The following is a 14,104-nucleotide window of genomic DNA, read 5'->3' as shown; positions in this document are numbered from 1 at the left end:
GATAGACACCGATGACACCGAGAGCCCGGGCCGGTACGGCCCCGGCGCGACCACCGAGGCCGAGCCCGAGCAGGTCGGTCCCGTCCGCACCGAGTACTCCCCGGACCACGACGGAGACCCCGACCCCGGGGAAATCGTGTGGACCTGGGTCCCGTTCGAGGAGAACGACGGCCGCGGCAAGGACCGTCCGGTCCTGGTCGTGGCCCGCGAGCCGGCCGGAACCCTGCTCGCCGTCCAGCTCTCCAGCAAGGAGCACAACGACGACCGGGAGTGGGTGCCCATCGGCTCCGGCCCCTGGGACAAGTCCGGCCGCGCCTCCTGGGTCAACGTCGACCGCGTTCTGCGGGTGCACGACGAGGGCATGCGCCGGGAGGCGTGCGCCCTGGACCGGGGCCGTTTCAACATCGTCGTGAACCGGCTCAAGGAGCTCTACCGCTGGCGCTGAGCCCGGCGGCGACGCGAGACGAGGGCCCCCGGGCGGTCGTGCCGCCCGGGGGCCCTCGCGTGCGTGGCCGGTCCGCGGGAGCGTCCGCGGATCACTCCGCGACGACGGAGTACTGCGAGGAGTCGTGCTCCAGCACGCACTTGCGCATGCCGGCGCGACGCGCCGTGAACTCCTCGCTCGCGACGAACGCGAGGTACTGCTCCATGGACGCCCATTCGCTGGTGACGATCCAGCAGTCGGGGTCCTTGACGGACTTGCACAGCTGGGAGCTGATGTACCCGTCGGCCTTGGCGATGTCGTGGTGCACGAGGTCGTATGCCGCCGCATACTGGTCGCCCATGCCCTCGTGCAGCTGGATGCGCAGGACGACGCGCGTTTTCGTGGGTGAAGTCTTCGGTGAAGTACTCATGACCCTCGACCTCCCGTGGGACAACGAGGACGCTGTTGCTTCGCCGGATGCTCACTCTGCGCGGCCGTCGGGCCACGATGCGGGACGGCGGCGGGTCCGGCGGGCCGGGACCGCGAGGCGCGGATCCCCGGCGGGTCGGTGACGTGGCGAGAGGGTGTCCTGCCCCGCGTTTCCCATGAGCGGACTCCCATGGGGCGCGGGCACCCCGAATGCCGCCGTCCCACGACTGTGGCCCCCTCACCCGGGCGGCGCAAAACCGATGAGCCGAACGGGTGAGCGGGCCCTTGGGGCGTCAGGCCGTCGGCTCCGGCGGGTCGGCCGCCGTCAGCAGTGCGGCGAGTGCGCCCGCCGCCTCCCCGGGACCCCCGCGGCGGTGCAGGAGCTCGGTGCGGTGCACCAGCCGCGGTGCGGCCAGCGGTACCGCCACGACGCCCTGACGGCCGGCCACGGCCGACCGGGGCAGCAGTACGGGACCCAGCCCGGCCCGTACCAGGTCGAGCACCCCACGCACGTCCGGCCCCTCGTAGCGCACGCCGGTGCGGAAGCCCTCGCCGGCCGCCGCCGGGTGGAGTCCCGCGGGCGGCACCGCCGCGGCGGGCGCGTCCACCCACAGGGCGTCGGTGAGGTCGGCCAGCCGCAGTCCGGACCGGCGGGCCAGCGGGTGGTCCGCGGCCAGGGCGACGACCAGCTCCTCCTCCGCGCACCGCACGGCCCGCAGGGCACCGGCGCCCGGCATTCCCAGCGGATCGCTCGGCGCGGCGGCGCCGTCCACCAGGCCGAGGTCCAGGTCACCGGCCGTCACGCCGGCCACCACCGCGGCCCGTTCCAGGACCCGCAGCGTCACCTCCGCACGCGGCCGCTGCGCCCGCAGCCGGGCCACGGCGCGCGCCAGACGGCCCCCCATGGCGGGTGCCGAGACCCCGGCCGTGATCCGTGCCGCCGGGGCACCTGACACGCGGGTGACCTCGGCGCGGGCCGCCGCCAGGCGCAGCAGCAGCGGTTCGGCGTGTTCCAGCAGCCGGGCGCCCGCCTCCGTCGGCGTCACCGGCCGTCGTCGCAGCAACTCCACCCCGAGATCGGCCTCCAGGGCGGCGATGTGTTGCGAGACCGCGGACTGGGTGTAGCCGAGCTCCCGCGCGGCGCCGGAGAAGGAGGCGCACCGGACCACCTCGGTGAAGGTGCGCAGCAGATGAGGGTCCACGGCCGATCAGTATCGCTGATCGGCCGTGCGCACATCATCGTTGGACGCGATGCGGACGGGTGCGGACGATGGTGCGCATGACCTCGACCACCGGACGTCCGCAGGCCACCGCCCGTCTCGCCCTCGTCGGCGACCGCTCCGAGTCCGTGCGTTCGCACCGCCGCGTCCCGCGGCTGCTCGAGGCGCTCCGGACACGCGACGGGCTGCTCCTGGACGCCTACTGGATCCCCACCGAGGAGGTCGAGGCGGCAGGCGAGACCGGCGGTGTCGAGGGCTTCGACGCGGTGTGGACGGTGCCGGGCAGCCCGTACCGCAGCGAGGCCGGGGCCCTGGCCGCGATCCGTACCGCCCGCGAGCGGGGCATCCCGTTCTTGGGCACCTGCGCCGGATTCCAGCACGCGCTGCTGGAGTTCGCGCGGAACGTGTGCGGCGTCGCCGGCGCCCGGCACGGCGAGAACGAACCGGACGCGGGGGACGACGCGTTGATCGTGCCGCTCGCCTGCTCGCTGGCCGGGCACGAGGGCCCGCTGCTGATCACGCCCGGCTCGCGCACCGAGGCGGTGCTCGGCGCCACGCGGACCGTCGAGCGCTACCACTGCTCCTTCGGACTCAATCGCGACCGGCTCGGCGAACTCACAGGCCGGGGGCTGGCCTTCACCGGTCACGACCCGGAGGGCGAGCCGCGGATCGCCGAACTCCCGGGCCACCCCTTCTATGTGGCCACCCTCTTCCAGCCGGAGCTGGCGGGGGACGGCTCGGTGCCGCACCCCCTCGTCCGGGCCTTCGCCGCGGCGGCCGTCGCCCGCGCGGTCAACCGCCGCGTCATGCATACGGCTTGGTAAAGATACGCCCGTACGATCTTCTCCTGACGGCCGTGCGGGCGAAATGATCCCCCTGAAGTTCTGTGCTCGCGCCGCCACAAGCGGCTCAACAGCAGGGGGACGTCATCGTGAGACGCACAGCCGTGCTCGGGCTCACCGGAGCCCTGATAGCCGGCACCGTGGTCGCCGCCGCGCCGCAGACCGCGGTCGCCGGGGGCGCCGGCCACGGCCACCATGTGAACGCGGAGGACGCCGGTGTGCGGGTCGCCGCCGCGCGCGCCGCCAGGGCGGGCATCGACTGGGCCGCCTGCCCCGCCGACTGGGGCATCGCCGCCCCCGTCCAGTGCGGCTGGGTCACCGTGCCGGTCGACTACGCCAAGCCGAACGGCAGGACGATCCGGATCGCCGTGGACCGGATCGGCAACACCGGCACCGCCGCCGAGCGGCAGGGCGCCCTGATCTACAACCCCGGTGGCCCCGGCGGCTCCGGCATGCGCTTCCCGCTCCGCGTCACCGCCAAGAACCCCATTTGGACGGCCACCGCCAAGGCGTACGACTTCGTGGGCTTCGACCCGCGCGGCGTCGGCCACTCCGCGCCCATCTCCTGCGTCGACCCGCAGGAGTACGTGAAGGCTCCCAAGGCCGACCCGGTCCCGGACAGCGAGGCCGACAAGCGGGCGCAGCGCAAGCTCGCGGCCGAGTACGCCGAGGGATGCAAGGAGCGCACCGGCGCCGCCATGCTCTCCCAGATGACCACGCCCAACACCGCCCGGGACCTCGACGTCATCCGCGCCGCGCTCGGCGAGCGAAAGCTCAACTACCTGGGCGTCTCCTACGGCACCTACCTCGGCGCCGTGTACGCCACGCTCTTCCCGGGGCACGTCCGCCGCATGGTCGTCGACAGCGTCGTCAACCCGGCCCGCGACCAGATCTGGTACCAGAACAACCTCGACCAGGACGTGGCCTTCCAGGGCCGCTGGGACGACTGGAAGGCGTGGGTCGCGAAGTACGACTCCGTCTACCACATCGGCAGCACGCCGGCGAAGGTCCAGGCGCAGTGGGAGCGGCTGCGCGCCACCGCCAAGGCCCACCCCATCGGCGGTCTCGTCGGCCCGAACGAACTGCTCGGGCTCTTCCAGTCCGCCCCGTACTACGACTCGTCGTGGGCGGCCGTGGCCGGGGTCTGGAGCAAGTACCTCGCCGGGGACACCCAGGCCCTGGTCGACGCGGCGGCCCCGGACCTGTCGGACACCGCGGGCAACACCGCGGCGGAGAACGGCAACGCGGTCTACACGGCCGTGGAGTGCACCGACGCCAAGTGGCCGCGTGACTGGCGCGTCTGGGACCGCGACAACACCCGGCTGCACGCCAGGTACCCGTTCCTGACCTGGGCCAACGCATGGCTGAACCTCCCGTGCGCCACCTGGGGAGTCCCGCAGAAGAACCCGGTGGAGGTGCGGACCGGCCACGGCCTGCCACGCGTCCTGATCGTCCAGAGCACCCGTGACGCGGCGACCCCGTACCCCGGGGCCGTCGAACTGCACCAGCGGCTCAAGGGCTCGCTCATGATCACGGAGAAGGGCGCCGGCTCGCACGGCGTCACCGGTCTGGTCAATCCCTGCATCAACGACCGGGTGACCGGCTACTTCGTCAGTGGCGCGCTGGACCGCCACGACGTCACGTGCACCCCGCACGCGGCGCCGGTGCCGGCCGCGGGCTGACCCCGGCACCACCCCGCACGAACGGTCCCGGCCCCCGGTCGAGGGGGGCCGGGACCGTTTGCCTCGGCAGGGGGCGGGTCAGGCCGGGCGCACACCCGTCGTGCCCTCGTTGCCGTCACCGGTGTTGACCGTGCCGCGCGGCTCGAACATCAGGATGCGGGTGCCCTCCTCGGCGCGCGGCCGGTGCGGAACGCCCTTGGGCACGGTGAACACCTCGTGCGGGCCGAGCGTCACCGTGCCGTCCGGCAGGTCCAGGTGCAGCCGGCCGGCCAGCACGAGGAAGAACTCGTCGGTGCCGGCGTGGGTGTGCTCGCTGAATTCACCCTCGACGTTGGCGACCTTGACGTCGTAGTCGTTGACCTCGGCCAGGACGTGCGGGAGCCACTTCTGCTCCACGGCGTCCATGACGGTGTCGATGTTGCGTTTGTCCATGCTTCCTCCCTACCCGGGGAACGCGGCGGCGAAGGCCGCGCGGGTGGGTGCGTCCCGCTGCCGGTCCAGAACGGCGAAGACGACCCGGTCGAAGCGCTCCGCGAAGCGTCCGCCGGGATGCAGCAGGCCGCGGAACGCCGCCGCGACGCGTACCGGGTCGTTGCGGAACACCCCGCAGCCCCACGCGCCCAGCACCAGCGCCCGGTATCCCCCGGCGGACGCGACCTCCAGTACCCGGCAGGCCCGCGCGTCGATCGCGGCGGGCAGCCGGACGGCGGCCGGCGGGTCCCGGAGCTCGACGACCCCGGCATTGGGCGCCGCGCAGGTGAGGAAGCCCACCTCGAACGGTTCCTCCAGCAGCTCCCCGCGCGGGTCCCGGAACACCGGGACGGCGGGGGAGTGGACGACGCGGTCGCTGTAGAAGGGACTGCCGTCGGTGCGGTGCCAGGTGTAGAAGTCCCGCGCGGCGAGCAGCGTCGTGTACAGGGCCGAGGAGCGGCACAGCGCCTCCTCCTGGGCCTGGGCGCCATTGAGATAGCCGCCGCCGGGATTGCGGGCCGAGGCGAAGTTGAGGACCGCGACCGGACCGGCGCCCTCGCGGTCGAGTCGTCCGGCCGCCTGGAGGCTGTCCTCGCCGGTCACCTCGAAGGCGGTCGGCGCCGAGAGCACCGGTGCGGCACCGGGGTCGACGGGCTCCGGCCCGAGGACCCGGGTGCCCGCGACGGCACGCCGCACCGCCGCGCCGATCGACACCTCGGTGCCCCGCGCCGTGCGGTAGCCGCCCGCGGCGACGACGTCCTCCGTCGCCCGGGCCATCGCCCGCAGCCGGGCGCTCATGAACGATCGCTTCCCACGGCCGAAGGCCAGTGGGGGCCGGTCCGGGGAGCGAGGGGTTTTCCCTCCGCCAGCCAGCGGTCCTCGGCCGCGTAGTCGAAGAGGTCGCCGAAACGGTCGTAGGTGGTGGCCAGCACCGGGAACGCGGCACGCCAGTCACGGTCGCCGAGCCGGGCCACGAGGCCCTGCACGGTCGCCGGCAGCGACTCCGCGTAGCCCGTCACGGCCCGGTAGCCGAGCTCGCGCGCGGCGGCCGCCATGTCGAGGACGAAGGGGTGCGCCGCGCTCCACGGGGTGTCGCCGACGTTCGGGGCCGGCGGCGGCCCGTCCACCAGGACCGTCTCGGCGTCGTGGTCCAGCAGCGCGCCGATCGCGGCGGCGATCTCCGCGACCGTCGGGGCGTACGGATCACCGGCGTTGAGGACGCGCGAGCCCGGACGGCGGGCGGCCAGCCGGACGAGTTCGGCCAGATTGGCGGTGTGGACCGGGTGGAAGCGGCTCTCGCCGTTGTGGGCCATGATCATGACCGGCCGCCTGTCCAGGGCGCGTTTGACGAAATACATCTCGCGCGGGCGCAGGTCGTGCGGGCCGTGGACGGCGCCCGCCCGCACCAGTGTCGTGGGCAGCCGGTCGCCCGCCGCGAGGAGTTCACGTTCGAGGGCGGCCTTGCGCGTGGCGTAGTCGCGCGGCCCCGCGGGGACGAGCGACTGGGTCTCGGGGATCGGGACGGGCAGCACCGGGGCGCCGTCCGGTTCCTCCTGGGTCTGCAGGCTGCGGCCCCGGTCGTCGGCGTAGACCGAGCAGCTGGAGACGACGACGGCGGAACCGATCCGTCCGGACAGGTCCAGCAACTGGCGTGCGTGCTCCGTCCCGTACGCCACGCAGTCCAGCAGCACGTCGCAGCCGTCACCGAGGGCCGAGGCCAGTGCCGCGGTGTCCTCGCGGTCCACCGTGACGGGCCGTACGCCATCGGGCCAGGGCACATCGCCGCCGCCCCCGCGGGAGGCCGCGCGCACCTCCCAGCCGTCCTCCGCGAGGGCGCGCACCGCGGCCCGCCCGATCTGTCCCGTCGCCCCGATCACGAACGCGCTTCCCGTCGTCATGCGGCGACGGTAGGCGGCCGCCCGGGGCCCCGGCCAGGCGGGTTCGCCCTGCGCGGATCCGCTGAGGGCGCAAGGCGCGCGGCGAGGGGCCGCTCAGGCGCCGCGCCGCAGCCGGGAACCGACGCCGCGCCCCGGATTCCGGCTCTGCTGCTCGGCCTTGACGTCCGCGGCGTAGCGGTCGACGTACTCCTGGCCGGACAGTTCCAGGATGGCGTACATGATCTCGTCGGTCACGGAGCGCACCACGAAGCGCTCGTGGTCCATCCCCTCGAAGCGTGAGAACTCCAGCGGTTCGCCGAAGCGGATGGTCACCGGCTTGATGCGCGGCAGCCGGCGTCCGGCGGGCTGGATCTCGTACGTGCCGATCATCGCGCACGGGATCACCGTGACCTTCGCGCGCAGCGCCATCGTCGCCACGCCCACCTTGCCCTTGTACAGGCGTCCGTCGTGCGAGCGGGTGCCCTCGGGGTAGATGCCGAGCAACTCGTCCTTGGCCAGCACCTTCAGCCCCTCCCGGATCGCCGACTCGCCCGCCTTGCCGCCGGAGCGGTCGACCGGGATCTGCCCCGCGCTCCGGAAGAACGCCGCGGTCAGCCGGCCCTTGATGCCGGGGCCGGTGAAGTACTCCGCTTTGGCGAGAAAGGTGATGCGGCGCGGCAGGATCGCCGGCATCAGGAAGTGGTCGGAGAACGACAGGTGGTTCCCGGCGACGATCGCCGCCCCCTCCTCCGGGATGTTCTCCATGCCCTCGATCCTCGGGCGGAACAGCAGCCTGAGGAGCGGGCCGAGGAGCACGTACTTGAGCACGTAGTAGAACACGGTGCGACTCCCAACCGTCCGGCTCGGCCTCGGGGCAGCGTTCTGCCACGTCGGAAGGCGTGTCGGGGACGGCCAGTGTAGGTCCCCGCCTCGCCGTCCGTCACCGGTTGCGGGCGGCCCTCGTGCCGGCGTGGCCCGAAGTTGGTATGGACATGACTAATCGTCGGCCCCGGGTTCGCCGCGACATCGTCGGTGAGAGCGCTCTCATGGTATTCCTCCGCACCCTCCGCACCCCCTGCAGACCTTCCTCCCACCACAGTCAGGGGACCTGTCATGAGACGCAGGACCAGCGCGCGCACGGGTCTGTCCGCCCTCCTCGTACTGGCCGGGCTGGGCGGCTCGCTCACCTCGCTCTCGGCCGCCGCCTCGACCGCCTCCGCCTCCGCGGCCGGTACCTCGGCCCGCGTCACGGCGCCCGCCGCGGCGGAACTGGCCGGCGTCGTGGCGGGCGACCTGGGGCTGACCCGCGGTCAGGCCCGTGAACGGCTCCGGGACGAGGCCGCCGCGACGCGGCTGGAGCCGACCGCCCGGCGCGCGGCCGGCGCCGCGTACGGCGGTTCCTGGTACGACGCGGACAGCGGACGGCCGGTCGTCGCGGTCGTGGGTACCCGCGGGGCCGAAGCCGTGCGCGGCACCGGGGCGGCGGCCCGGCTCGTCCGGCACACCGCGGGCGAACTCGACGCGGTGAAGGCCGGCCTGGACCGTGCGGCCAGGGCGAAGGCCGCTCCGTCCGGGGTGACGGGGTGGCGGGTCGACCCGCGCGCCAACCGCGTCGTGGTCGACGTCCGCGCCGGAGCGGAGCGCGTCGCCGCCACCGAGGCCTTCGTGGCCCGGGCCCGCCGGGCCGCGCCGTACGCCGTCGTCACCTCGGTCCGGCCGGCCGGCCGGGCCCCGGTGACCCTCGCGGCGGGCACGGTCGGCGGCGACCCCTACTACAGCCACAACATCCGCTGCTCGATCGGCTTCTCCGTCCACGGCGGCTTCGTGACCGCGGGCCACTGCGCCCAGCTCGGCGCGGCCGTGTCCGGATGGGACGGCTCCTCCATCGGCGCCTTCCGGGGCGGGACGTTCCCCGGCAACGACTACGGTTGGGTCGACGTCGGCAGCGGGTGGTGGACGGTCCCGGTGGCGCTCGGCTGGGGAGCCGTCCCCGACGCCCTGGTCCGCGGCTCCGCCGAGGCGCCGGTGGGCGCCTCGGTGTGCCGCTCGGGGTCCACGACCCACTGGCCCCGCGGCACGGTCCTGGCGAGGAACGAGACCGTGAACTGCAGCCAGGGCAGCGTGTTCGGCCTGACCAGGACGAACGTGTGCGCCGAACCGGGCGACTCCGGCGGCTCGTTCATCAGCGGTGACCAGGCCCAGGGCGTCACCTCCGGCGGCTGGGGCAACTGCTCCTCCGGGGGTGAGACCTGGTTCCAGCCCGTGAACCCGATCCTGTCCCGGTACGGACTGACCCTCCACACCGCCTGACCACCCGAACGCCCGGCGTCGCCCGGTCAGTGCCCCGTCGCGCCCTCCCTGGCGCGGCGGGGCATCAGGAAGGTGGCCACCAGGGCGACGACGAAGGCCGCCGCCGCCATGAGCGCCGTCCACTGGGCGGCGTCCACGGTGTCCCCGTCGGCCGCGTACGAGAAGAAGGCCGTGCCGAGCACCGCGACACCGACCGAACCGCCCAGCTGCTGAACGGCGTTGAGGACACCGGAGGCCGATCCGTTCTCGTGCTCCTCGACGTCGGCGAGGGCGATGTCGAAGAACGGCGCCATGACCAGGCCCATCGCGAAGCCGTTCAGCAGCAGTGCGGGCAGCAGTTGCCAGGTGGTCGCCCCGTGGCCCGCGAGGTGCACGGTGAGGGCGAGTGCGGCCACCGCGACGGCGGACAGCGCGAAGCCCGCCTGGATGGTGAGCCGGCCGTACTTCGGTCCCAGCACCGCTCCGGAGAGAACGGCGCCGATCACGGTGCCGAGGGACCAGGGGATCATCGAGGCGCCCGCGTGCAGGGCGCTGTATCCCAGGCCCACCTGCAGGTGCAGGGTGAGCACGAGCATCAGCCCGCTGATCGCGGCGAAGAAGACGATGCCCACGACGAGCGCGGCACTGAAGCCGCGGTGCCGGAACAGACCCGGCTCGACCAGCGGTGATCCGCCGCGGGCCACCAGTCGCCGCTGGTAGCGGACGAAGAGCCAGAGGACCGGGACCGCGCCGGCCATCGACAGGTAGGTCCACAGCGGCCAGCCCAGGTCGCGGCCCTGGACCAGCGGATACACCAGCAGGAGCACCCCGAGGCTGACCAGCGCCGACCCGGGCAGGTCCAGCCGCGGCCCGTGCGGCGCGCGGCCCTCGGGCAGGATGCGCAGCGCGGCGACGAAGGCGACGGCGCCGATCGGGACGTTGATCAGGAAGACCGCGCGCCAGCCGGAGCCGAACAGGTCCGCGTCGGTGAGGAAGCCGCCGAGCACCGGGCCGGCGACCGCGGCCAGTCCCATGACCGGGCCGAAGGCGCCGAAGGCCGCGCCCTGCTCCTGCGGAGGGAACATCTGGCGCAGGATGCCGAGGCCCTGCGGGACCATCATCGCGGCGAACACCCCCTGCGCGGCCCGTCCGCCGATGAGCATCCCGGCCGAGCCCGCCGCCGCGCACAGCGCGGAGCAGACCGTGAACCCGGCGAGTCCGACCAGGAACATCCGGCGGCGGCCGACGATGTCGCCCAGCCGTGCCCCGGTGATCATCAGTACGGAGAACGTGAGGGTGTAGGCGGCGGTGATCCACTGGATCTGTGTGGAGCTGCCGCCGAAGTCCGCGCGGATCGAGGGCGAGGCGACGCCGACGATCGTGGCGTCGAGCAGATCCATGATCTCGACGGCCAGGACTATGGCGAGGCCGAGCTTGCGCAGGGGGTGGCCGCCGGAGGGGGCGGCCGCAGGCGTCGGCGGGGAGAGGGACGCTGATGCTTCGGTGCTCACGGGAGGGGCCTCCGGTTCGGTGCACGGGGCGAACAGTGTTCGTTCGGAACGAACAGTGTTCTAGAAGACGAACGCCGTTCGTGTCAAGTACGCTGTTCGTGTTCAGCTCCCGGAGGTACGCAGCCCGTGACATCGGTCCCCGCCCCGCCCTGGCGTCCCGAGCGCAAGAAGGCCACCCGCCGCACGCTCAGCCAGGAGGCGATCGTCACCGCCGCCCTGCGGATCGTCGACGCCGAGGGCCTGGACGCGCTGAGCATGCGCCGCGTCGCTCAGGAACTGGACACCGGCGCCGCCTCGCTCTACGCGCACGTCGCCAACAAGGAGGAGCTGCTGGAGCTCCTCCTGGACCGCATCCAGACCGATGTGACCCGCCCGGAGCCGGATCCCGAGCGGTGGCAGGAGCAGGTCAAGGAGATGGCCCGCGAAGGCCGCCGGGTCCTCGTCACCCACCGCGACCTGTCCCGGGCCGCCCTGGGCCAGGGCATCCCCTCCGGCCCCAACGCCCTGCTCAACGCCGAGGCCATGCTCGGGATCCTCAAGGCCGGCGGACTGTCCGACCGGGTCTGCTCCTACGGGGTGGACGCCCTGGCGCTCTTCATCACCGCGACCGCCGTGGAGGACGCGCAGCGCGCGCAGGGCTTCGGCGCGTCCGAGGTGAGCCTGGAGGAGCAGGTGGCCCGCGCCCGCGAGTACTTCGCCGCACTGCCGTCCGATCGGTTCCCGCACATCACGGGCATGGTCGACGCGCTGACCCGCAGCGAGGGCGACGAGCGCTTCGAGTTCGGCCTCGACCTCCTCGTCTCCGGCCTCGCCCGGCACGCGACGGGCTGACCGCGGCCGCCCGGTCGCGGCCCGGTGGATCCGCGGGACGGGACGACGCGTTCGCCGGCCGGGGCATCGCGCAGTGCGCCGAAGCCTCGTCGGGTGACCCCTCCAGGTCGGGGCGGGCGGCCGGGTCGTGAGCCGGGACGCCTCCGGCGGGCGCCGGCCACCGCCCCGGAGCCCCTGGGGGAGGGGGAGTCAGCGGGGTGTGCGGATCGCGAACGTGCCGATCGTCGCGAGGCCGAGCACGACCCAGGCGAACCAGAGCCAGCCGTTCGGCCCGAGGGCCACCGTGTACGCGGTCACGGCGACCAGGCAGGCCACCGTGAGCGCGATCATCGCCTTCGCAGGTGCGGGCATCGAGGCCCTCCTCCCCGGGCGGCGTACGGCGGCGGCCCGGACACCATGGTCGCCCCGCAGGGCCCCGGGGCGCTACCAGTCGCCGTCCGTGACCGATCCGTCACCCTTGAGCTGTTGCACCTGTCCCGGCACCGGGGGCACCCAGGGCGACTCGTCCTCGCCCAGCCAGTCCCCGACCGGCTTCACCCGGGTGAGGGTGTCGGGGGCCGCCAGGTCCTCCGCGTCGGCGTCGTAGTAGTCGAACCACGGGAGCCCGGCCGCCGTGTACGCCGCCCGGTTCACCGGGGACGGCGGCGGTGCCTCGCCGGTGATGCGGCGCCACTCGGGAGCCGTCGTCAGATGGACGTAGATCCGGCCCGACGGCTCGTCCCGCCAGTCGGAGGGCTTGCGGTCGTCGCGGTAGACCTCCTGCCGCATCCGCCCGCCGGCGCCCAGCCCCATCGCGGGGGCGGACCGCGCCGGCCCGCGCGTCCGTCCGGAGGGCGCCGCACCGGGGGCGGGGGCCGCCATCGGCGCCATCGGCATCGCGCCCGCGGGACCGCCGTACCCGCCGAAGGCCGCCCGGGGCATGCCGTCCCCGCGCCGCTGCTCCGCGTGCCAGGCCGCCAGCCGATCCTCGCGGAGCTCGGAGACCTGGAGCTGCACGCCGCCCCAGACCTCCTCACCGGTGACCTGGCCCTCGACGGTCGCGCCGAGGCCGAGCGGCACGGCCACGAACTGCCGGATCGTGCCGGAGCCGGAGTTGATGCCGTCCAGCCACGGCTGGCGCGGCAGCACCACATAGTTCTGCGGGTTCTGCGTGAGCCGGTCGCTCCACGGCGCGCCCGACACCGCGCAGACCTTGCCGACGCCCACCTGCAGCGCGGCCGGTGCGGCGGCCGAGAAGCTCAGCCACATCGCCTCGCGCTGGTAGACCGGCAGCATGACGCCGCCGCGCGCGAGCCACTGCTCGGGCGCCCGGTCCGGGAAGTCCGCGACGCGGCGCAACGGGAAGGTGCCGAGCCCTGGTGGCAGCGGGTGCGTGCCCGTCTCGGGCAGGCGCAGCGTGCGCATGAAGCGCACCGTCACACCGCCTGGCAGGAGCAGCGCGTCGCCCGATATCCGTACCTGGTCGCCCATCGAGGGCCTCCCTTCGCGGCGGGCGGCCCCGGTCAGCCGCGACCCCGCGCCTCCAAGGATGCCAAGTAGGCGTTGTACGCGGCCAGTTCCGCGTCACCGTCGCGGTCCGCCGCACGGTCCTTGCGGCGGGCGTGCCGCTGTTCCGAGGTGTACCACTGGATCAGCAGCGCCACCAGCACGAGGACCGAGGGGATCTCGCTGAACGCCCAGGCGATGCCGCCGGCGGCGGTCTGGTCGTCGAGGGCGTCGATCCCCAGGGAGGCCGACGGGTGCTGGAAGGTGCGGATCATGGGCTCGGAGGCCATCATCAGCGCGATGCCGAAGAACGCGTGGAAGGGCATGCCCGCGAACAGTTCCAGCATCCGCATCACGTACCCCGGCCGGTGCGGTCCGGGGTCGACACCCATGATCGGCCAGAAGAAGACCAGGCCGACGGCGAGGAAGTGCACCATCATCGCGATGTGCCCGGCCCGGCTGCCCATCAGGGTGTCGAACAGCGGGGTGAAGTAGAGCCCGTACAGGCTCGCGATGAACAGCGGGATGGTGAACGCCGGATGCGTGACCACCTGCATGTAGCGGCTGTGCAGCACCGCGACCAGAAGCTCGCGCGGTCCCTTGCGGCCGCGCGCGGCCGCGGGCAGAGCGCGCAGCGCCAGGGTCACCGGGGCGCCGAGCAGCAGCAGGATCGGGGCGACCATCGAGAGGACCATGTGCTGCACCATGTGGACGCTGAACATGACCATGCCGTAGTCGTTCAGCGCGGTGCACATGGCCAACCCGATGGACAGCACACCGCAGGTGAAGGCGACGACGCGTCCGACCGGCCAGCGGTCGCCGCGGCTGCGCAGGCGTACGACGGCGGCGCCGTACAGGCCCAGCGCCAGCAGGCAGCCGACGAGGAAGAACGCGTCCCCGCTGAAGGCGAGTCCCCTGCCGAGAGTGAACGGCGGGAGCTCCGTCATCATGCCGTGTCCGCCGTGGTCCATCCGTCACTCTCCTGTCGTGCCCGTCCGCACGCACCGCGCCGTCGGCAATGTGCCGGTTGGGGCGGGTGCGCC

Annotated in this window: 15 protein-coding genes; 5 read left to right on the top strand and 10 right to left on the bottom strand. The window is 73.6% G+C overall.

Going from position 1 to position 14,104, the window contains the following annotated elements; all coding sequences use genetic code 11:
* The first annotated feature begins 1 nt into the window (after window position 1).
* On the top strand, window positions 2–445 hold the full coding sequence (locus PV364_RS16100; RefSeq protein WP_319660749.1) for a type II toxin-antitoxin system PemK/MazF family toxin: 444 nt from the start codon (window positions 2–4) through the stop codon (window positions 443–445).
* 91 nt (window positions 446–536) lie between these two features.
* Here the strand turns inward: PV364_RS16100 and PV364_RS16095 are convergent, their stop codons facing one another.
* Entirely contained in the window at window positions 537–854 is a 318-nt protein-coding gene (locus tag PV364_RS16095; RefSeq protein ID WP_319660665.1) for an antibiotic biosynthesis monooxygenase family protein, read from the bottom strand.
* A 292-nt stretch (window positions 855–1,146) separates the two neighbouring features.
* Window positions 1,147–2,055, bottom strand: coding sequence for a LysR family transcriptional regulator (locus tag PV364_RS16090; protein ID WP_319660664.1), 909 nt, complete (start codon window positions 2,053–2,055; stop codon window positions 1,147–1,149).
* A 77-nt stretch (window positions 2,056–2,132) separates the two neighbouring features.
* Between PV364_RS16090 and PV364_RS16085 the strand changes: the two genes are divergently transcribed.
* Both PV364_RS16085 and PV364_RS16080 read left to right on the top strand, forming a co-directional pair.
* Window positions 2,133–2,897, top strand: a complete 765-nt coding sequence (locus PV364_RS16085; protein WP_319660663.1) for a glutamine amidotransferase-related protein — start codon at window positions 2,133–2,135, stop codon at window positions 2,895–2,897.
* A gap of 107 nt (window positions 2,898–3,004) precedes the next feature.
* Window positions 3,005–4,597, top strand: a complete 1,593-nt coding sequence (locus tag PV364_RS16080) for an alpha/beta hydrolase (RefSeq protein ID WP_319660662.1) — start codon at window positions 3,005–3,007, stop codon at window positions 4,595–4,597.
* 78 nt (window positions 4,598–4,675) lie between these two features.
* Here the strand turns inward: PV364_RS16080 and PV364_RS16075 are convergent, their stop codons facing one another.
* The 4 genes from PV364_RS16075 to PV364_RS16060 form a co-directional block, all read right to left on the bottom strand.
* On the bottom strand, window positions 4,676–5,029 hold the full coding sequence (locus PV364_RS16075; protein WP_319660661.1) for a cupin domain-containing protein: 354 nt from the start codon (window positions 5,027–5,029) through the stop codon (window positions 4,676–4,678).
* Between the two features lie 9 nt (window positions 5,030–5,038).
* Complete coding sequence (locus tag PV364_RS16070; RefSeq protein ID WP_319660660.1) at window positions 5,039–5,866, bottom strand: TIGR02452 family protein; 828 nt, start codon at window positions 5,864–5,866, stop codon at window positions 5,039–5,041.
* Window positions 5,863–6,966 (bottom strand): NAD-dependent epimerase/dehydratase family protein, encoded by a 1,104-nt coding sequence (locus PV364_RS16065; protein ID WP_319660659.1) that lies wholly within the window; start codon window positions 6,964–6,966, stop codon window positions 5,863–5,865. Before PV364_RS16065 ends, PV364_RS16070 begins: the two co-directional genes overlap by 4 nt.
* 93 nt (window positions 6,967–7,059) lie before the next feature.
* Window positions 7,060–7,785, bottom strand: coding sequence for a lysophospholipid acyltransferase family protein (locus PV364_RS16060; protein WP_319660658.1), 726 nt, complete (start codon window positions 7,783–7,785; stop codon window positions 7,060–7,062).
* Between the two features lie 273 nt (window positions 7,786–8,058).
* Between PV364_RS16060 and PV364_RS16055 the strand changes: the two genes are divergently transcribed.
* Entirely contained in the window at window positions 8,059–9,255 is a 1,197-nt protein-coding gene (locus PV364_RS16055; protein WP_319660657.1) for a S1 family peptidase, read from the top strand.
* A 26-nt stretch (window positions 9,256–9,281) separates the two neighbouring features.
* Here PV364_RS16055 and PV364_RS16050 read toward each other — a convergent pair whose 3' ends face one another.
* Complete coding sequence (locus tag PV364_RS16050) at window positions 9,282–10,745, bottom strand: MFS transporter (protein WP_319660656.1); 1,464 nt, start codon at window positions 10,743–10,745, stop codon at window positions 9,282–9,284.
* Between the two features lie 126 nt (window positions 10,746–10,871).
* On the opposite strand from PV364_RS16050, the gene PV364_RS16045 reads away from it, so the two are divergent.
* Window positions 10,872–11,576, top strand: a complete 705-nt coding sequence (locus PV364_RS16045; protein WP_319660655.1) for a TetR/AcrR family transcriptional regulator — start codon at window positions 10,872–10,874, stop codon at window positions 11,574–11,576.
* A gap of 189 nt (window positions 11,577–11,765) precedes the next feature.
* Here PV364_RS16045 and PV364_RS16040 read toward each other — a convergent pair whose 3' ends face one another.
* From PV364_RS16040 to PV364_RS16030, 3 genes are all read right to left on the bottom strand, one after another.
* Complete coding sequence (locus PV364_RS16040; RefSeq protein ID WP_319660654.1) at window positions 11,766–11,927, bottom strand: hypothetical protein; 162 nt, start codon at window positions 11,925–11,927, stop codon at window positions 11,766–11,768.
* A 72-nt stretch (window positions 11,928–11,999) separates the two neighbouring features.
* Entirely contained in the window at window positions 12,000–13,046 is a 1,047-nt protein-coding gene (locus tag PV364_RS16035) for a hypothetical protein (protein ID WP_319660653.1), read from the bottom strand.
* A 32-nt stretch (window positions 13,047–13,078) separates the two neighbouring features.
* Complete coding sequence (locus tag PV364_RS16030; protein ID WP_319660652.1) at window positions 13,079–14,032, bottom strand: cytochrome c oxidase assembly protein; 954 nt, start codon at window positions 14,030–14,032, stop codon at window positions 13,079–13,081.
* Window positions 14,033–14,104 lie beyond the last annotated feature (72 nt).

It is taken from the genome of Streptomyces sp. MI02-7b, assembly GCF_033793585.1.
GTDB lineage: Bacteria > Actinomycetota > Actinomycetes > Streptomycetales > Streptomycetaceae > Actinacidiphila.
Note: the sequence above shows the minus strand (reverse complement) of the source record. Positions and strands in the feature narration are given on the sequence as shown.

Coding starts and splice junctions, on each gene's coding strand:
- PV364_RS16095 (WP_319660665.1), bottom strand. CDS start 854: ATGAGTACTTCACCGAAGACTTCACCCACGAAAACGCGCGTCGTCCTG.
- PV364_RS16085 (WP_319660663.1), top strand. CDS start 2,133: ATGACCTCGACCACCGGACGTCCGCAGGCCACCGCCCGTCTCGCCCTC.
- PV364_RS16075 (WP_319660661.1), bottom strand. CDS start 5,029: ATGGACAAACGCAACATCGACACCGTCATGGACGCCGTGGAGCAGAAG.
- PV364_RS16070 (WP_319660660.1), bottom strand. CDS start 5,866: ATGAGCGCCCGGCTGCGGGCGATGGCCCGGGCGACGGAGGACGTCGTC.
- PV364_RS16065 (WP_319660659.1), bottom strand. CDS start 6,966: ATGACGACGGGAAGCGCGTTCGTGATCGGGGCGACGGGACAGATCGGG.
- PV364_RS16055 (WP_319660657.1), top strand. CDS start 8,059: ATGAGACGCAGGACCAGCGCGCGCACGGGTCTGTCCGCCCTCCTCGTA.
- PV364_RS16040 (WP_319660654.1), bottom strand. CDS start 11,927: ATGCCCGCACCTGCGAAGGCGATGATCGCGCTCACGGTGGCCTGCCTG.
- PV364_RS16035 (WP_319660653.1), bottom strand. CDS start 13,046: ATGGGCGACCAGGTACGGATATCGGGCGACGCGCTGCTCCTGCCAGGC.
- PV364_RS16030 (WP_319660652.1), bottom strand. CDS start 14,032: ATGGACCACGGCGGACACGGCATGATGACGGAGCTCCCGCCGTTCACT.